The sequence below is a fragment of the Pseudomonas sp. Leaf127 genome, assembly GCF_001423155.1.
In the GTDB taxonomy this organism is placed as follows: Bacteria; Pseudomonadota; Gammaproteobacteria; order Pseudomonadales; family Pseudomonadaceae; genus Aquipseudomonas; species Aquipseudomonas ovata.
The window spans coordinates 283,499-300,666 of sequence record NZ_LMOA01000021.1; the positions used below are offsets into that span (position 1 = coordinate 283,499).

Here is a 17,168-nt window from a genome sequence, read left to right on the forward strand (position 1 = left end):
ATGGATAAGATCCCGATCCTGCGCATGGGCGAGTTTCTGCTGGTGACCATTCAGGTCGACATGCATGACCAACTGGCCATGGCGCTGCAAGACGACCTGGCCGAATTGATCAGCAAGACTTCGGCGCGTGGCGTGCTGATCGACATCTCGGCACTGGACATGGTCGACTCCTTCATCGGCCGCATGATCGGCACCATCGCCGGCCTGTCGCGGATCATGGACGCCGAGACCATGCTGGTCGGCATGCAGCCGGCCGTGGCGATCACCCTGGTCGAGCTGGGCATGGACCTGCCCGGCGTCAGCACTGCGCTGAACGTCGAGCGCGGCATGCAACGGTTGCGCGAGCGAGTGAATCTTCGATGATCGAGCGCAGCAGCGGTACCCAGCCGATTGCCGTCGAGCAGGACGTGGTCCTGGCCCGCCAGACCGCGCGCAAGCTGGCCACCGAATGCGGCATGCGCCTGGTCGACCTGACCAAGATGGTCACCGCTGTCAGCGAACTGGCGCGCAATACCGTGGTGTACGGCGGCGGTGGCGACATGGACTGGCAGATCCTCGACGACAGCACCCGGGTCGGCCTGCGCCTGACCTTCCGTGACGAAGGCCCCGGCATTCCCGACCTCAAGCTGGCCCTCACCGACGGCTGGACCTCCGGCGGCGGCCTGGGCCTGGGCCTGACCGGTGCCCGGCGGCTGGTGGATGAATTCGAACTGGACACCGCACCCGGCCAGGGCACCCGCATAACGATTACCCGATGGACATGACCCTCAGCGGCACCCTGACCTGGGTCCTGCCGATTGATGACAGCAGCCAGGTCGGCCATGCAAGGCGCAGCGCCCAGGCCCTCGCCCAGGAGCATGGCTTCAACGAGACCGACGCCGGCCGTGTGGCACTGGTGGCCACGGAACTGACCAGCAACCTGCTCAAGCACGCAGCCCGTGGCGAGCTGCACCTGCGCGCCTTGCCGCGCTTCAATGGTTTCGGCATCGAACTGCTGGCCGTGGACCGCGGCCAGGGCTTTGACCTGCCGGCCTGCCTGACCGATGGCTTCTCCACCGGTGGTACCCAAGGCATCGGCCTGGGCGCGGTGTCGCGCCTGGCCGACGTGTTCGATGTGCATGCCGACGCGCGTGGTGCGGTGGTGCTTGCGCGCCTGTACCGACGTGACGACAAGGCCCGCGACCTGGCCTTCGGCGTCAGCCAGCACTCGCTGCACAACGATCCGGCCTGTGGTGATGTCTGGCACCTGAGTCTCAAGGGTGGCGACCTCAGCGTGCTGGTCATCGACGGGCTCGGCCACGGGCCCGACGCCGAACTGGCCGGTCGGGCCGGCGAGTCAGCCTTTGCCCAGGCACCCTTCGCGGCACCGACCCTGCTGATGGACGATCTGCACCATGCCATGGGCGGTACCCGGGGCGGCGCGGTGGCGATCGCGCAATACCAGGCCGCTGACGGACACCTGAGGTTTACCGGCATCGGCAATATCGGTGCCAGCCTGATCAATGCCGAGCGTGCTCGGGGCCTGGCCTCACACCCGGGCATCGTCGGTGTCCAGTACCGTAAAGCGCAATCCTTCGACTTTACCCCTGTGAATGGACACCTTTTGATTCTGTACAGCGATGGCTTGCAGTCACGCTGGAACCTGAGCGATTACCCGGGCCTGGTACATCGCCACCCTGCGGTGATCGCCGCCGTCCTGCACCGCGACTACTGCCGCGGTCGCGACGATGTGACGGTCATCGCGCTGAAACTGGAGACGCAGCATGACTGACCTTGCCAATAACCAGGCCGCGTTGATCAAGCGACTGCAAGCTGAAAACGACGCCCTGCGCGCCGAACTGGATGAGACCAACCAGGGTGTACTGGCGCTGTATTCGGAACTCGACAATCAGGCTGACCAGTTGCGCCAGGCGTCGGACCTCAAGAGCCGCTTCCTGTCGTACATGAGCCATGAGTTCCGCACGCCGCTGGGCTCGATCCTGAGCATCACCAGCCTGTTGAGCGATGAACTCGACGGCCCGCTGGGCGTGGAGCAGCACAAACAAGTGGCGTTCATCAGCACCGCCACCCGCGAACTGAGCAACATGGTCGACGACCTGCTGGACCTGGCCAAGATCGAGGCCGGGCGCATCACGATTTCCCCGGACTGGTTCGACATGCTCGACCTGTTCGCGGCCCTGCGCGGCATGTTCCGCCCCATCGTCGACACCGGTAACGTCGACCTGATCTTCGAAGAACCCAAAGGCTTGCCACAGCTGTTCACCGACGACAAGAAGCTGGCGCAGATCCTGCGCAACTTCATTGCCAACTCACTCAAGTTCACCTCCCAGGGCGAAGTGCGGGTTTCGGCAAGGCTGGAGGGCGCAAACCAGATCCGCTTTGCGGTCAGCGACACCGGTATCGGCATCGCGTCCGAGTTGCACGACACGCTCTTCGAAGACTTCTCCCAGGTCGACTCGCCGCTGCAGAAGCGCCTGCGCGGCACCGGGCTGGGCCTGTCGCTGTGCAAGCGCTTTGCGACGTTGCTTGGCGGCCGGGTCGGTGTCGAGAGCACCCCGGGGGTCGGGTCGACGTTCTTTGTGAGCATTCCGCTGGCGCTCGATGAGGATGGCGCCGATGAAGCGTGATACGCGCCTGCTGATCGTTGACGACAATGTCGCCACCCGCTATGCCCTGCGCCGGCGCCTGGAAAAGCACGGTTACCTGGTCAAGGAAGCCGGCACCGGTGGCGAAGGCCTTGAGCTGATCGACACCGAGCAGCCCGATGCGCTGATCCTGGACGTCAACCTGCCAGACATGAGCGGCTTCGACATTGTGCGGCGCCTGCGCGCCGACCCGTTCACCGCCCTGCTGCCAGTGATCCATGTCTCGGCCGCCTCGATCCAGACCGGCGACATCATCACCGGCCTGAACGCCGGCGCCGACGCCTACCTGATTCACCCGGTCGACCCGGATGTGCTGCTGGCGACCCTGCGCACGCTGTTGCGGGTGCGCGACACCGAATATGCCTTGCGTGAAAGCGAGGCGCGCTTTCGGGAAATCTTCGTCAATGTGTCGGCGCCCATTGCCGTGCTGGACGCGCAACTGAAGGTGCATGAATGCAACCGCGCCTTCAGCCAGTTGATCCAGGACAATCGCAACCCCGTGGGCCTGGAGGAATGTTTTGCCGCCGGCCAGAGCGCGCTGCTTGATGAACTGCGCCTGCGCCTGGCCGACGGCGAACGCTGGCAAGGCTCGCTGACCCTGCGCGTGCAGGGCCAGTTGCGCGAAACCGAATGGCAACTGTCACCCTATCGCACGCCGGGCCTGAGCCTGGTGTTCATCGAGGACGTGACCGAGCATCGCCACCGTGAACGCTCGCATCTTGCACAACTGGACACCGCCAACACCCAATTGGCGATCGAGGTGGCCGAACGTGCCCGTACCGAGGCGCAATTGCTGCAAGTGCAGAAGATGGACGCCCTGGGCAACCTCACCGGCGGCATCGCCCATGACTTCAATAACCTGTTGACCGGCATCATTACCAGCCTGGAACTGATTCAGAAACGCGTTGCCGACGCGCGGCTCGACAAGGTGCAAATCTATGCCGAGGCCGCCCTGAGCTCGGCCATGAGCGCCGCGTCCCTGACCCACCGCTTGCTGGCCTTTGCCCGCAAGCAACCGCTCGATACCCGCCCGGTCAACGTCAATGAACGCGTGCGCTCGCTTGAAGAGCTGCTGCAGCGCACCATCGGTGAACGCATCGCCCTGCAATTGGAACTGAGTCCCCATGCCGCTGTGGCTCTGGTCGACCCCAGCCAGCTCGAAAGTGCCGTGCTCAATCTGGTGATCAACGCCCGCGATGCCTTGCCCATGGGAGGCAATATCTGGATCGCCACCTACATGGCCCACTCCAGCGGCGACCCGAACCTGGCCGATGGCGCCTACGTGGCCCTGAGCGTGCGCGATGACGGCACCGGCATCGACCATACCCTGATCGACAAGGTGTTCGACCCGTTCTTTACCACCAAGCCGCTGGGCCAGGGCACCGGGCTCGGGCTGTCGAGCATCTACGGTTTCGCCCGCCAGTCGGCCGGCAATGCGAGCATTCGCAGCGTGTCCGGGCGTGGCACTGAAGTCACCATCATGCTGCCGGCCAGCGAAGAGCCTGAAAACCTCGCGCGTGTGCCGCAACCAGCCATTCGCCAAAGTGCTGGCGAGCATGTGCTGATCGTCGAGGACGTCGCTCCGGTGCGTCTGTTCGTCACCGAAGTACTGGCCGACGCCGGTTACCGCTGTACACCGTGCGGCGATATCGAGAGCGCATTGCAACACCTGCAGCATGATCCCTCGATCGACCTGCTGCTCACCGATGTCGGCCTGCCGCGCATGAACGGCCGCGAACTGGCCGAACGGGCACGTGTCTGGCGCGCGCACCTGCCGATCCTGTTCATGACCGGGTATGCAGCCGGCGCCCTCAACCGGCAGATGTTTCTGGGCGAGCGCATGGACATGCTGGTCAAGCCGTTCCAGATCAACGAACTGCTGGAAAAGGTGGGTTGCATCCTTACAGAAGGCTGATCAGTCACCGAACCCCACCTTTGCCGTCGTAGGAGCGCGCTTGCCCGCGACCGAGTGCGCAGCGCTCGCAGAAATCTCGGAAACGCTGAGGATTTACGGCTGTAAATCTGCGAAACGCTGAAGATTTACGGCTGTAAATCTACGAAACGCTGAAAATTTACGGCTGTAACTCTGCGAAACGCTGAGGATTTACGACTGCTAACGCAGCCGGTCGCGGGCAAGCGCGCTCCTACAAGCGCCTTTTAACCGTTATCAATGAGGTCGATCCGTGTCAACAGGCAACAACACCGCGCCCAGCGCCGGACTGCGTTTCTGGATTCTGCTGGCCCTGTCGATGGGCAGCTTTGCCATCGGCACCAGCGAATTCGTCATCATGGGCCTGCTGCCCGAAATCGCCCGCGGGCTTGAGGTCAACGAACAGCAAGTCGGCCACCTGATCAGCGCCTATGCACTGGGCGTGGTGGTCGGTGCACCGGTGCTGGCCATGCTGGGCAGCAAATTGCGACGCAAGACCCTGCTGGTCGCGCTGATGCTGTTCTACGCCAGCGCCAACCTGGCCAGCGCCCTGGTCACTGACTACCACGGAGCCATGCTCGCGCGCTTTGTCAGCGGCCTGCCGCACGGCGCCTACTTTGGCGTCGCGGCCCTGGCCGCCGCCTCGATCAGCCCCCTGCACAAGCGCGGCGCGGCGGTGAGCACCGTGCTGATGGGCCTGACCGTGGCCATGCTGATCGGCAACCCGCTGGCCACCTGGCTGGGCCAGTTGCTCGACTGGCGTTATGCGTTCGTGGTCGTGGCCATTCTCGCCGGCCTGACCTGCATCCTGGTGCAGTGCCTGCTGCCGGCCGGCGACAAGCCTCAGGCCAGCAGTGTCCGTCACGAGCTCAAAGCCTTCTGCCAGCCGCAGATCGGCCTGCTGTTGTTGATTGCCGCCATTGGTTTTGCCGGCATGTTCTGCGTGTTCAGCTACCTGGCTCCGACCCTGCTGCAGGTGGCCGGTGCCGCGCAAAGCTGGATCCCCTTCGCCCTGGCCTGCTTTGGCGGCGGTGCGGTGATCGGCAACATCGTCGGCGGCCGTCTGTTCGACCGTTTCGGCGCCCAGGCCATCGGCATCGTGCTGGCGTGGTCGATCGTCGTGCTGCTGGCCTTTCCCTTTGCGGCGCATTCGATCTGGACCCTGTTGCCGGCCATCGGCTGCGTCGGCACCATGATCGCCCTGGGCCCGGTGCTGCAAACCCGCCTGATGGACATCGCCAAGGGTGCACAGACCCTGGCGGCGGCGTCCAATCATGCGGCCTTCAACCTGGCCAACGCGCTGGGACCCTGGCTGGGCGGGATGGCCATTGCCGCAGGCTGGGGCTGGACCTCGACCGGGTATGTGGGGGCCGCGATGGCCGTGCTGGGGCTGGTGGTGTATGTGGTCGGGGTAAGGGGCAAGCAAGGCTGACGCGCATCGAAAACATTTACGCAGGAGCGACCAACGGTCGCGAATCTGCCCATGAATGATGCAGGGGCTTTCGCGACCGCGGGTCGCTCCTGCAGCCGGATTTCAGGCCCGGAATCCGGCGCTACATCCCGTCCCGGTGCACAAAACACAGCTTGTTCCCTTCAGGATCCCGGCAATACGCGCCGTAGTAGTCCGGCGAATAATGCTCGCGGATCCCTGGCTCGCCTTCATCACTGCCGCCCTGCTCGATAGCCGCCTGCCAGGCCGCACGCACCTGCTCCCGGGAACCGGCGGCAAAGCTGACCTGCACACCATTGCCCCAGGTCGCCGGCAAACCGTTGAAAGGCAGTTGCACATAGAACAGCGGGTACTGCGTGCCTGGCGTGTGCCAGCCGGCCCCGGCGGGACCGCCGTCGGATTCTGCGTCCATGCGCACCAGCCCCAGCGGCGCCAGTACCGCATCGTAGAAAGCAATCAGGCGCTCAAGGTCGCGGGCGCCGATCTGAATGTGACTGAACATACGCTCTTCTCCTGGGTGGCAATCTGCCGTGGCAGAGTGATACGGGGCCGGCTTAGAATGACGGCACGGCTTTGTTCACAAGGAATGTCTGCCATGGGCTGTCCACACGTTTGTTCCGGCGCCACGCTGCAATGCAGTTTCGGTGTAGCGCCCTCGATGCTGATGGTGTTGCCGATCAACCGCATGCTGGTGTCCAACATGCCGGCCGCCAACATCATGGACAACATTCCGCTGCTCAATATCCTGCCGTTCGGCATGTGCCAGAGCATGGCCAACCCGATGGTGATTGCGGCCACGGCCGCCGCACTGGGGGTGCCGACCCCCATGCCCTGCATCCCGGCGACAGTGGCACCGTGGATTACCGGCGCGCCGACAATGTTGCTGGGCTCGATGCCGGCGCTGGATGCCAATAGCACATTGATGTGCATGTGGGCCGGGGTGATCAAGGTCGCGTTTGCAGGGCAGGTCCAACTGCTGATTCCGTAGCGGGCCGTGTCACTGCGGTCCCTGCTGCCACTTCACCCACCAGGCCTTCCAGCGCCTCAAGGGCCGGCCATAGGCATCCAGCGGCCGTCCGTCGCGGCTGAACTCACAGGCTCGCTGCAACAGCTTGCCCCGATCATATTCCATCCGCGCTGCCACATTGCCGTTGCTGTGAAAACGCTGGCTGATGCCGTGCATCTGCCCCAGCCGAAAGTGCTCGCGTGCGGCCAGGCTGCCGTCTTCGAAGTAAGTGTTGGTCACGCCATGCAGCAGGCCGGCCTGGTAATTCGCCTCGCGGATCAGCGGCCCCTGCGGGCTGTAGAACTGCGCCGGGCCGTGCAGTTTGTCCAGGCGGTAATGCAGCCGTGCGCTGACCACGCCGTTGCTGTGGTACAGCACCATCGGCCCGTCAAGCTGGCCGTTGCGGTAGGTCAGCGCCGCTTGCGGACGGCCGGTTTCGGTGATGTGCGCCGGGCCTTCCAGGCGCCCGTCAAGCAGTGCGGTGCGCAGGTGGCTTTCGGCGCGCTTGAGGTCGACCTTGACGACGTTGTCCATCACACAGCCCTCAATTGACTTTCACCAGGCCGCCCTTGATGGTCAGCATCGCGCCGCCATCGACAGTCTGCTCGGCGCCGCCCTTGTTGGTCAGGCTGACGCCGGCGTCATTGGTCAGGCTGGTGCCGGCCTTGTTGGTCAAGGTGGTGCCGCCCTGATTGGTGAGGCTGGTGCCGGCTTTATTGGTCAGCGAAGTGCCGGCCTGGTGGGTGACGCTGGCACTGCTCTTGGCAGTCAGGTCACCGTCGCTTTGCAAGGTCAGGGTGCCGGTGACCTTGATGGTCAGGTTGCCCTCGACGGTCAATGAATAATTGCCCGACACAGTGTGGCTGTAGTTGCCTTTGGTGGTGTGGGTCTGGTTGCCGCCGACCTTGAGCGTGCGGTTGGCTGTCACGTCCAGGGTGTCGCTGCCCGCTTGCAGGGTCACGCTGCGGTTGCCCTGCTCCAGCGTGACCGTCTCGTTGCCCTCCTTCACCGTGCGGGTGCGGTCGTTCTGCACGGTAAGGGTTTCATCGTGACCGACCGTGGCGCTGGTGTCGTTGAGGACGTTGATGGCCAGGTCTTTCTGGGCCTGCAGAAACACCTGCTCGGCGTCCTTCTTGTCTTCAAAACGCAGTTCATTGAAGCCTGCACCGCCTTTGGACGACTGGGTCTTGAGGCCGGACTGGGTCTGGTTGGCCGGCAAGGCATACGGCAGCGCATTGTCGCCATTGTACAGACAGCCGGTCACCAGCGGCCGGTCCGGGTCACCATCGATGAAGGTGACCACCACTTCCTGGCCAATGCGCGGAATGAACTGCATGCCAAAGCCCTTGCCGGTCCAGCCCTGGGCCACGCGCACCCAGCACGAGCTGTTTTCGTCGGACGCACCGTCGCGGTCCCAGGGGAACTGGATCTTGATGCGCCCGTTCGCGTCGGTCCAGATCTCTTCGCCGGCCTTGCCCACGACCTTGGCAATCTGGGTGTGCATCACCGGTTTGGGCGTCAGGCGTGGCGGACGATAATTGACGCTTTTGGGGATGGCTTCGAACCGGTTGAGGTAACGCTCGTGGCTGATGTCCTGCGCCACCGAGGTGACCACCCAGTCGATGTTCAGGCTGCTGTCGTCATGCCCGCTCAGGGTGAACCAGTGCCCCGGCACCAGCCAGCGACAGTCGCTTTCACCGACAAAGCGTTGTTGCTGAGTGCGCAAGGCGTCGATGCGCTGTTTGGTCAACGCATCGCCACGGGCCTTGGTGCCATAGCCTCCGGGATGTTCGTACATCACCAAGGGGCCGGCACTGGCCTGGGCCTGGCTGTACAGCGAGGTACTCGGGGTGGCAAAGGCATAGTCGGTGGCGCTGAACACCCCGGACACCGCCTGCAGCACCTGCTGCCCGGAGCGAATACCGTGCAGTTCGCGCAGGCCCGTTCCTTGGCCCAGGTACTTGACGGCAGGCCCGTTGGGGATTTGCACAAAGGCATCGTTGCTGTCGCCCAGCACCAGCGTGTGAACCCCCGATTCATGAGTGAAAAACCAGAAGATGCCCTCTTCTTCGAGCAGGCGCGACACAAAGGCAAAGTCGGTCTCGCCGTACTGCACGCAGTATTCGCGCGGGCTGTAGCTGGCCGTCAGCGACAGCTTGAACGCGGTAAAGCCGTGGGCCTTGAAAATCGTGGTGACGATGTCCGAGGTCGCCAGGTTCTGGAACACCCGGTTATTGCTCGCCAGGGTCAGCCACCACAACCACGGGCGCAGGACCACCTGATAGCGGTCGGCCGTGGCATCGGCAGGCAACTGGCGGATCTGCGCCACCAGCAGGTCCAGCGGTCGCTGCAGGGCATCGTTATGCAGGGTCAGGGTCACATGGCTGGCAATCGCCGAAGCAAGCGTCAACGGCGTATCGCACTGGCCGTGCAGCGTCAGCGACCCCGTCGAATTGAGCGCTTCATCGCCACTGACCGACTCTGGATAGAGCGCGGCCAGGGCCGAAGCCGTCAACGACAGGCTGGTGTTGGTGTCGGTGAAACGGGGCATTGAGAAGGCTCAGACGGCGACTGGGTTGATAATAATGCTGAGCGCTCCTTGAAGCCGGTAGACGCTTGGCATGCCACGTTCAATTGCTGAAATCCATGCCACTGAGATCAAGGCATGGATTATTCAATTCACCGTTGAACAAAGTGTTGGCATAACGGCTCTCGCCGACAAGCCTTTCAGCAGGCAGCACCGGCCTGTGACCTGCGCCCTGACCTTTCACACGAGTATCATTGACAGGCAGTTGCAAACGCACGTCATATTTCATCAGCATCCAACGCTTGTAGAAGTCAATCCATGCTTCACAGAACAGGCAGGTCCTTTTCAAACCGCCCAAGGTATAACGTTGTGTCGTCCGCGAAAGGGCACCGGTCATGTACCCAACCGTCAACACTTTCAACAGTTTCAATTCCGCATGCACCTTGCTGACATCGGTAATAATAAAAATCTCATTCGCCTTTGAGGGGTAGCTCTTGCTCTCGCCCCAACCCTGCAGCGGCAATCGGGTATGAAGGTTCGGTCCAGGGGTTTTCTTTACACCTGCGAATTTTTTCAGAAACCAGGCCAGGCGACGTTTCTCCATATTGGGCGAGACCGAGTCTTGCTGCACCAACGTTTTGGCCTCAATGATCTGAGCATGGGAAAGCTGAGGAAAAATCATGCCGCTGGTTCTTGCAAAACTCAGGGTCAATTTCTCTTGATCACTAAATGTGTAGTCAAAGCCGATCCCGAAGGTGTCCTTTCGACCGCTCTCGGTATTGAGCAACGTGTAGCAGTATTTCAGCAGCAACAGAAACGATGCATGATTGACGACACCAAAAGCACTGAACAGCTTCTGGATTGACAGGTGTTCCTCACCATTGGCAGCGATAAACAAAACCTCGCCAATCTGGAGCATCTGTACCTCTTGCACCGGCGCACCCGGTGACTCTCTGGCATTTTTAGCCAATAACTCTGACCCCCAATCAAGCATGCAGGCCGCTCGTGCAATGATGGTGGAGAAAACAGCAAGTTCTACCGCTTCATATTTTGGTACCGGCATGGTTATCCCCGTCTGTCTGGCCTTCAATCAATTTACTCAGCCTTGGCCGACCTGCCCTGTTGAGCGGAAGGGGCCGAATGCTGACAATTTTTCTTGTGCCCAAGGCTTGGCAAAGGGCCGCCATGGTGTGTGTCAAACAGCGCATGCGCTCACTCCAGCACCCACTGCGCCAACTGGCCTGTCACCTCACGCATCAACACATTCTCGATATCCCGTGCCCCTGCGCCCTGGCACTGCAAAAGCACCGCATGGACGATGCGCGGCTCAACCTTGAACGCTTTACCGGTCGCGGCCGTGTAGCGGGCCTGCAGCTTTTCCAGCCTGGCCAGCACGATGGCCTGCAACGTCGCCTCATCAAGCGGGCGATAAGGCACCACGGTCAGGCGCGCCAGAAAGGCCGGGCGAAAGGTGTGCAGCAAGACCTGATGCAGGCGCAGATGAAAGCCATCGCTGTCCAGCTCGGTCGCGGGCGTGTCGAGAATCAGTTCGGCGCCGGCATTGCTGGTGGCCAGGATCACGGTGTTCCTGAAGTCCACCACCAGGCCGGTGCCATCCTCCATCACGCCCTTGTCGAAGACGTTATAGAAGGCCTCAAGCACATCGGGGTGGGCCTTTTCGATTTCGTCCAGCAGCACCACGCTGTAGGGCTTGCGCCTGACCGCTTCGGTGAGCACCCCACCCTGGCCGTAGCCGACGTAGCCGGGCGGTGCGCCCTTGAGCTGGCTGACGGTGTGCGCTTCCTGGTATTCGGAGAGGTTGATGCTGATCAGGTTGCGCTCGCCGCCATACAGGGCATCGGCCAGCGCGTAGGCGGTTTCGGTCTTGCCGACACCGGTAGGGCCGGACAGCAGAAACACCCCGACCGGCTTGTGCGGGTCGGTGAGGCCGGCGCGGTAAGCCTGCAAGCGTTGGGCGATGGCCGCCAGGGCCACGCCCTGCCCCATGACCCGCTGTCCCAGACGCTGCGCCAGCGTACGCAAGGCGTAGGCTTCGTCAGCGAGCATCTTGCCCAGCGGAATGCCGGTCCAGCCGGCGATCACCGCCGCCACGGTCCTGGAGTCCACCTGCTCGGGCACCAGCGGGTCGTCTTGGCGAATCACCGACAGGCCACTGTCCAGATGCTCCAGGCGAGCGGCCAGTTCATCGAGGCGCAGGTCCAGTTCGACATCGATCAGGCCCGGGTCGAGCGTGTCATTCAGGGCCAGCAATTGCTCGCGGATACCGGCGCGCTCGCGCACGGCACTGCGCTCCTGGTGCCAGCGGGTTTCCAGCTCCAGGACGGCCAGACCGCTGTCGTGTTCTTCACGCTCCAGCGCCTCGATACGCAGGCGATGGTCCTGGCCGGTGACCTGCTCACGGCGCAGGCGCTGCAGTTCATCAAGGGCCGCGGCCTGGCGGTGGCGCAAGGCTTCCAGGGCCGGTGGCACATCGTGCTGGGCCAGCGAAACCCGCGCGCAGGCGGTGTCCAGTACGCTGATGGCCTTGTCCGGCAGTTGCCTGCCCGAGATGTAGCGCATGCTGAGCTTGACCGCATCGACAATGGCACTGTCGAGCACCTCGACACCGTGGTGCTGTTCCAGCCGGGCGGTGACCGCGCGCAGCATCTGCACGGCGGTGTGCTCATCGGGCTCTTCAACGTGCACAAGCTGGAAGCGCCGGGCCAGGGCCGGGTCCTTTTCGACGTACTTCTTGTATTCCAGCCAGGTCGTGGCCGCCAGGGTGTGCAGCTCACCGCGGGCCAGGGCCGGCTTGAGCAGGTTGGCCGCGTCGCTCTGGCCTTCGGCGGCACCGGCACCGATCAGGGTATGGGCCTCGTCGATGAACAGCAGCACTTTGCCGGCGGCCTGGCGCACGCCTTCGATCACGCCCTTGAGGCGTTTCTCGAACTCGCCCTTGACCCCCGCACCGGCCTGCAGCAGGCCCAGGTCCAGCGTGCGCAGGATGACGCCCTGCAACAGCGGCGGTACGTCACCGCAGGCGATGCGCAGCGCCAGCCCCTCGACCACGGCGGTCTTGCCCACCCCCGGAGCCCCGACCAGGATGGGGTTGTTCTGGCGGCGACGCAGCAGGATATCGATGCACTGACGGATCTCGCCATCGCGGCCAATGATCGGGTCAAGACGCCCGGCGCGGGCATCGGCGGTCAGATCGTGGGTGTACTGCTCGAGCACCGAGCCGTGCCAGGCGCCATCGGCAGCCCCTGCACCTGGCAGGTCCCGGCCCGGCACAGCCGACTCGACCGACGGTTCAAGGCAGGCCGGCAACTGCTGGCGCAACGCATGCACCGACACGTTGAGCAGCGACGGCATGCTGGCGGGCAACAGCACCCGCTGTTCGTCACGATCCAGCAAGGCCAGCAGCAGCAAGGCCGAGCGCACACGCGCAAAACCGAACGTACGCGCCTCAAGATCGGCGGCCTCGATCAGGCCCAGCAGCGGCTGCGACAGCACCGGACTGGCGTGATGGCCATCCTTGAAGCGCTCCAGCGTACGCTGGATTTCAGCCCGCAACGGCTCGCGGGCCACACCCAGCACCGGCAGCACGAAACTCAGGTCGCCGCCGGGCATGTCCAGCAGCTCGAGCAGCAGGTGCTCGACCTCGACCACCGCCTGGTTGCTTTGCCAGGCCCGCTGCGCAGCGCGCTCCAGGGCCTGGTGGCAATGTGTATTGAGCTGCGCGACCAGCGTGGCGATGTCCATGTCAGGCGCCCTCGCCGTTCAGGTCCAGATCGATACTGTAGGCGCCATGACGGGGCTCGCGGTTCAGCCGGCTGCCCAGCCCCAGCCCCGGTTGTGGCCAGTGCGCACGCCCCAGGTACAGCCGCCCGCTGTGCTGGACATGCAGGCGCAAACTGCAATGCAGGTCGGCGGCCAGGTAGAAGGTCACCAGCGCCGCCAGTTCCCGATGGGCAGCGCCGTGCGGCATGAAACTGTCGAGCCGCTCAGGTTCCAGCGGGCCGATGTCCAGGCGCACGCCACGCTGTTGGTCCCAGGCGCGGGAACCACACAAGGCGGTGCGGCCCAGGGCAAGATTGCGTCCGCCCAGGCCCAGTACGGTTTGCTTGGCGTCGGGAATCTCGCGCCAGCCCCCCTGAAAGCCTTCGACACGGATGCGCATCTCGAAATGATGGCTGAGTAGGCTTTGCAGGCCGGCCAGCGAGCGGCGACCGTTGGCCAGCAGACCGGTGCGGGAAATCAGCGCTTTTTCCGGCACTACCGGCTTCATGCCTGAAGGCTGGCGCACCAGGCCGCACAGCGCCTGCAACTGCTGGTACACCGGGCTTTTCTCGCCACGGGTGTAGGGCAAGGCAATGCGCTGCTTGAGTTGTACCCGATACAGCAGGCTCAGCAGCCGGTGCTGGAACAGGTCCAGAAACGCCATGGTGCCGCGGTCCTTGACCCGTGCCCGTTGCTGCAGCCACTCCTGATAGGCATAGGGCAAGGGACCGTCCGGGCCGCCGAGACCAAACACCGGGGTGTGCAAGGTCAGCCGTGGCGGGCGGTGACGGTTATGAGGCAACAACGGTGCACGCACCGGCACCAGGGGACCGATCAGGCGCGGCAACAGGCGCAGGCTGGTGATCTGGCTGGCCGAAAAGACCGGCAACAAGGGCCCGCGCAGGCGCACCACTTCCTGTTGCGGGTCGTTGCTGCAGCCCAGCGGCGGCAGCTGCGGCTGCTCGCGCTCGAGAATCTGCAAGGCCTGGAGCAACTCGAAGCGCTGCGGCACCTGCCGCAGCAGCGCGCCTAGAGTGCCAATGTCGGGACGCTGTCGGGCAGCCATGTCTTGATTACCTCATCGCCTTCGATCAGCACCGTACGCACAAAGCAGTTGGCATTGGCGTACAGCGCGAAAAAATGGGCCAGCACCGCGCAGAACATCACCCGGCTGTGACCGGCAGCGTGCCGGGCATCGAGCGTCAGGCGCACCTCCAGGCCATTGCGCCAGCCGCGCCAGGCATCAGGGCCGACGCGGTCGACGACGCGTGTGGTCTGCAGGTCGGTGATGCTCTTGATCAACTGGCTGATCGCCGGGTCGTCACGCAGATTGTGCAGGGTCAGCATTTCCTTGAGCGACGCCAGCGCCCTGGGGCCTTCGACCAGAGAGGTGTGGTTGAGGTTGAGCTGCGACACCAGGCGCCAGCGCGCACCGCCGTCCAGGTCCGGCATCGACTGGCGCGTGGGGCTCTTGAGCAGCAGGATATCGGCCACCGGCCCGCTGCTCTCGAACTGCAGGCGGGTCAGTGGCGGCAAGGTCTCGGCCAGGTGACGGTTGGTGCACAGCACGGTGGCCGTGAAACTGCGCCCGGGCAGTTCGCGGGCCGGCTGGAACTGGCTGTCGACCAGGCTGATCATCAGGTCGGTGCCGGGCCGGTTGGCGCGCAGGCCATTGATGCGCCGCGCATGCCAGAACAGACCGTTGCGCGCGGCACGGTGCTGGTCGCCGTAATACGGCGCCACCGGCTTGATGCCGTCGGCCCCGCTGGACACCAGGCGCTTGATGCTGTGGATTTCCAGGCTGTCGTCGCGGTGTGAGTCTGCCACCAGCAAGTGCTCGCTGTGGGTGCCGTCCGGGCGCAGCGTCTCGGCCGTGCGCGCAAACAGATTGATCAGCGGTGCACAACCCAGGGCAATGTCCTCGCGCTGCAGGCTGACCCGGCGATCAGGCGGCTTGTTGAACGCGACGTACACCAGCAGGCGCTCGCCGGTCTGCACCGGGATCTGCAGCGGAATATCGAAAAAGGCGAATTTTTCGGCAAAGGTGAAATATTCCACCAGCAACCGCAGCGCCGGGTGCACACCGTCCTCTTCGGGCAACAGGCTTTCGTGCTCGGCAAACCCCACCGCCTCGGGCAGCCGATGCTCGGGCAAGACCAGCGGCGGCCCGCCGGGCACGGCGCACACCACCTTGATGCTGTGGGCGGCGAGCAGGTCGTAGAGCATGGCCCGGTGAATCGGCGAGCCGGACAAATGAATACGCAGGTGCGTCAGGGTGCCGGGCAGTTGTGACCACTGGGTTTCGCCGCTGCAGCTCAGTTGCAGGCACAAGGAGGAATGCGCCTCGCTGATACCGGTCAGAAACTGGGTGCGATCGGCATCGAGCAGGGTCACCTCATCGACCACGATCGGCCAGAGCATCACGCTGGCGCTGGTGCGAAAGTAGATGCTCTCGGTGTGTTTCTTGTCCGGCGCCCTGAACACCGAGGTGCCACGGACCAGCGGGTAACCGTTGGCAATGTTGCCCTGGGCGGTGTCGGGCACGAAATGGCCGATGGCGCACGAAGGCATCGGCCGCAGCGCCAAGGGGTAGAGCTGTTCGAGCAAGGCATTGCTGAAATCGGCGTAACCGTCGTCCAGACGCCGTTGCAGGCGGGCAGTCAGCAGCGCAAAGCTTTCAAGCAGACGCTCGACATGCGGGTCCTGGGAGCCGGCGGCGGACAGTTTGAGGTGGCCGGCCAGGGCCGGATGGCTGGCGGCAAAATCCACCCCGGCACGGTGCAGCCAGGTCAATTCACGCTGGTAATAGTCCAGCAGTTCGGCATCAATCGAATCGCTCATGCCTGACCTCGAAGCCACCGTCGCCCAGATTCATCACAAACGCCATGCTTGGCGCCGATTCCAGGCCGCGAACATGCCCGATCGCGCGTACGGTCATGCGGGTTCGCTGGCCGGGAATGGCCTGCACATCGACGCTGTCGAGCACCAGCCGCGGCTCGAAATGCACGATGGCATTGCGCACTTCACGAATCAATTGCCGGTGATCCTGCTCGCGGTCGGCATACAGCGTGCTCCAGTCGGCGATGCCGTAATCGATCACGCTGGGCGTGATGCGATGAACGCGCTCGGTGCGACGGGTGTTGAGCAGGCGCTCAAGCTCCCGACGCACCGATTCGCCGATCCGGCGCGCATCGCTGGCGTCGAAATCTGCGGCCTGACCACCGGCCAGAAGGTCGAAAAGGGCAACACGCATGCAAACACTCCAGCCGGCGCCAGGCGATCAAGCCGTCAGGACTTGATGATTTTGTTGGACGCCAGGTCCCAGGTGGTGGCTGCCGTGCCTTCCTTGGTGCCGTCGTCTTTCTGGGTGGTCAGCTCCCACTTGATCTTGGTGAAGTTCAGCGACAGGGTTTCCACCGGTTTGCCACCGGTGCCGCCGCTGACGCTGACGTTGGAAATGACCACGTTGGTCAGGGTGTAGACGATGAACGGCATGATCTGCCCGTTCTCTTCCGAAGCGTTGCGACCGATGGTGATCTTGGCTTCAGGGATCGGCTTGCCCGAGCAGCAATAGCTGTTGAGGTCAGGCGTGGAAGAGTCGATGAACTTGGTCATCACGAACTCACCGATGTGCGGCTTGCCCGAGGTACGCTCCGAGTTACTGACGTCGTTGGTAACCTGCATGGCCACGTTGTGGCTGTAGGACATGATTTCGATCTTGTCGACGTAGCCTTCGATCAGCGAGTCGCCTTTGATCGTACTGCCCAGGTCCAGAATGATTGCATCCATCGGGTGTATTCCTTAGTACGGCATAGAGAGGTTGATGGCCC

The 17,168-nt window shown here is 63.5% G+C and carries 16 protein-coding genes; 7 read left to right on the top strand and 9 right to left on the bottom strand.

Annotation, left to right across the window (positions count from 1 at the left end; translation table 11 throughout):
• From ASF84_RS14620 to ASF84_RS14645, 6 genes are all read left to right on the top strand, one after another.
• Positions 1-363: an STAS domain-containing protein gene (locus ASF84_RS14620; RefSeq protein WP_056839551.1), complete on the top strand. Its 363-nt coding sequence runs from the start codon at positions 1-3 to the stop codon at positions 361-363.
• Complete coding sequence (locus tag ASF84_RS14625; protein ID WP_056839552.1) at positions 360-764, top strand: anti-sigma regulatory factor; 405 nt, start codon at positions 360-362, stop codon at positions 762-764. Before ASF84_RS14620 ends, ASF84_RS14625 begins: the two co-directional genes overlap by 4 nt.
• Positions 761-1,771, top strand: coding sequence for an ATP-binding protein (locus ASF84_RS14630; protein ID WP_056840153.1), 1,011 nt, complete (start codon positions 761-763; stop codon positions 1,769-1,771). The genes ASF84_RS14625 and ASF84_RS14630 overlap by 4 nt, the downstream gene beginning before the upstream one ends.
• Positions 1,764-2,627 carry a sensor histidine kinase gene (locus ASF84_RS14635; RefSeq protein ID WP_056839553.1) on the top strand — a complete coding sequence of 288 codons (864 nt, stop codon included), beginning with the start codon at positions 1,764-1,766 and terminating at the stop codon, positions 2,625-2,627. Before ASF84_RS14630 ends, ASF84_RS14635 begins: the two co-directional genes overlap by 8 nt.
• Complete coding sequence (locus ASF84_RS14640) at positions 2,617-4,560, top strand: response regulator (RefSeq protein ID WP_056839554.1); 1,944 nt, start codon at positions 2,617-2,619, stop codon at positions 4,558-4,560. The genes ASF84_RS14635 and ASF84_RS14640 overlap by 11 nt, the downstream gene beginning before the upstream one ends.
• A gap of 334 nt (positions 4,561-4,894) precedes the next feature.
• Positions 4,895-6,007 (top strand): MFS transporter, encoded by a 1,113-nt coding sequence (locus tag ASF84_RS14645; RefSeq protein WP_082481665.1) that lies wholly within the window; start codon positions 4,895-4,897, stop codon positions 6,005-6,007.
• Positions 6,008-6,128: 121 nt separating this feature from the next.
• On the opposite strand, the gene ASF84_RS14650 is transcribed toward ASF84_RS14645, so the two are convergent.
• Positions 6,129-6,527: a VOC family protein gene (locus ASF84_RS14650; RefSeq protein WP_056839556.1), complete on the bottom strand. Its 399-nt coding sequence runs from the start codon at positions 6,525-6,527 to the stop codon at positions 6,129-6,131.
• Positions 6,528-6,620: 93 nt separating this feature from the next.
• Here ASF84_RS14650 and ASF84_RS14655 point away from each other — a divergent pair, with 93 nt between their 5' ends.
• Complete coding sequence (locus ASF84_RS14655) at positions 6,621-7,013, top strand: DUF4280 domain-containing protein (RefSeq protein WP_056839557.1); 393 nt, start codon at positions 6,621-6,623, stop codon at positions 7,011-7,013.
• Positions 7,014-7,022: 9 nt separating this feature from the next.
• On the opposite strand, the gene ASF84_RS14660 is transcribed toward ASF84_RS14655, so the two are convergent.
• The 8 genes from ASF84_RS14660 to ASF84_RS14695 all read right to left on the bottom strand — a co-directional run bounded on the left by ASF84_RS14660 (position 7,023) and on the right by ASF84_RS14695 (position 17,127).
• Complete coding sequence (locus tag ASF84_RS14660) at positions 7,023-7,565, bottom strand: toxin-antitoxin system YwqK family antitoxin (RefSeq protein ID WP_056839558.1); 543 nt, start codon at positions 7,563-7,565, stop codon at positions 7,023-7,025.
• A gap of 10 nt (positions 7,566-7,575) precedes the next feature.
• Positions 7,576-9,582: a type VI secretion system Vgr family protein gene (tssI, locus tag ASF84_RS14665; RefSeq protein ID WP_056839559.1), complete on the bottom strand. Its 2,007-nt coding sequence runs from the start codon at positions 9,580-9,582 to the stop codon at positions 7,576-7,578.
• A gap of 79 nt (positions 9,583-9,661) precedes the next feature.
• Complete coding sequence (locus ASF84_RS14670) at positions 9,662-10,621, bottom strand: hypothetical protein (RefSeq protein WP_156684240.1); 960 nt, start codon at positions 10,619-10,621, stop codon at positions 9,662-9,664.
• Positions 10,622-10,770: 149 nt separating this feature from the next.
• On the bottom strand, positions 10,771-13,320 hold the full coding sequence (gene tssH / locus ASF84_RS14675; RefSeq protein ID WP_056839561.1) for a type VI secretion system ATPase TssH: 2,550 nt from the start codon (positions 13,318-13,320) through the stop codon (positions 10,771-10,773).
• Between the two features lies 1 nt (position 13,321).
• Positions 13,322-14,404, bottom strand: coding sequence for a type VI secretion system baseplate subunit TssG (tssG, locus tag ASF84_RS14680; protein ID WP_056839562.1), 1,083 nt, complete (start codon positions 14,402-14,404; stop codon positions 13,322-13,324).
• Positions 14,368-16,179, bottom strand: a complete 1,812-nt coding sequence (tssF, locus tag ASF84_RS14685; protein ID WP_056839563.1) for a type VI secretion system baseplate subunit TssF — start codon at positions 16,177-16,179, stop codon at positions 14,368-14,370. Before tssF ends, tssG begins: the two co-directional genes overlap by 37 nt.
• A complete protein-coding gene (tssE, locus tag ASF84_RS14690; protein WP_056839564.1) occupies positions 16,163-16,591 on the bottom strand; it encodes a type VI secretion system baseplate subunit TssE in 429 nt (142 codons plus the stop codon). Before tssE ends, tssF begins: the two co-directional genes overlap by 17 nt.
• A gap of 35 nt (positions 16,592-16,626) precedes the next feature.
• On the bottom strand, positions 16,627-17,127 hold the full coding sequence (locus ASF84_RS14695) for an Hcp family type VI secretion system effector (RefSeq protein WP_056839565.1): 501 nt from the start codon (positions 17,125-17,127) through the stop codon (positions 16,627-16,629).
• Positions 17,128-17,168 lie beyond the last annotated feature (41 nt).

Bases quoted from the DNA above. Each gene is read 5' to 3' on its own strand.
- ASF84_RS14630 (WP_056840153.1), top strand. From the start codon at position 761: ATGACCCTCAGCGGCACCCTGACCTGGGTCCTGCCGATTGATGACAGC.
- tssI (WP_056839559.1), bottom strand. From the start codon at position 9,582: ATGCCCCGTTTCACCGACACCAACACCAGCCTGTCGTTGACGGCTTCG.
- tssH (WP_056839561.1), bottom strand. From the start codon at position 13,320: ATGGACATCGCCACGCTGGTCGCGCAGCTCAATACACATTGCCACCAG.
- ASF84_RS14650 (WP_056839556.1), bottom strand. From the start codon at position 6,527: ATGTTCAGTCACATTCAGATCGGCGCCCGCGACCTTGAGCGCCTGATT.
- ASF84_RS14620 (WP_056839551.1), top strand. From the start codon at position 1: ATGGATAAGATCCCGATCCTGCGCATGGGCGAGTTTCTGCTGGTGACC.
- tssE (WP_056839564.1), bottom strand. From the start codon at position 16,591: ATGCGTGTTGCCCTTTTCGACCTTCTGGCCGGTGGTCAGGCCGCAGAT.
- tssG (WP_056839562.1), bottom strand. From the start codon at position 14,404: ATGGCTGCCCGACAGCGTCCCGACATTGGCACTCTAGGCGCGCTGCTG.
- ASF84_RS14660 (WP_056839558.1), bottom strand. From the start codon at position 7,565: ATGGACAACGTCGTCAAGGTCGACCTCAAGCGCGCCGAAAGCCACCTG.
- tssF (WP_056839563.1), bottom strand. From the start codon at position 16,179: ATGAGCGATTCGATTGATGCCGAACTGCTGGACTATTACCAGCGTGAA.
- ASF84_RS14655 (WP_056839557.1), top strand. From the start codon at position 6,621: ATGGGCTGTCCACACGTTTGTTCCGGCGCCACGCTGCAATGCAGTTTC.
- ASF84_RS14635 (WP_056839553.1), top strand. From the start codon at position 1,764: ATGACTGACCTTGCCAATAACCAGGCCGCGTTGATCAAGCGACTGCAA.
- ASF84_RS14695 (WP_056839565.1), bottom strand. From the start codon at position 17,127: ATGGATGCAATCATTCTGGACCTGGGCAGTACGATCAAAGGCGACTCG.
- ASF84_RS14625 (WP_056839552.1), top strand. From the start codon at position 360: ATGATCGAGCGCAGCAGCGGTACCCAGCCGATTGCCGTCGAGCAGGAC.
- ASF84_RS14670 (WP_156684240.1), bottom strand. From the start codon at position 10,621: ATGCCGGTACCAAAATATGAAGCGGTAGAACTTGCTGTTTTCTCCACC.
- ASF84_RS14640 (WP_056839554.1), top strand. From the start codon at position 2,617: ATGAAGCGTGATACGCGCCTGCTGATCGTTGACGACAATGTCGCCACC.
- ASF84_RS14645 (WP_082481665.1), top strand. From the start codon at position 4,895: ATGGGCAGCTTTGCCATCGGCACCAGCGAATTCGTCATCATGGGCCTG.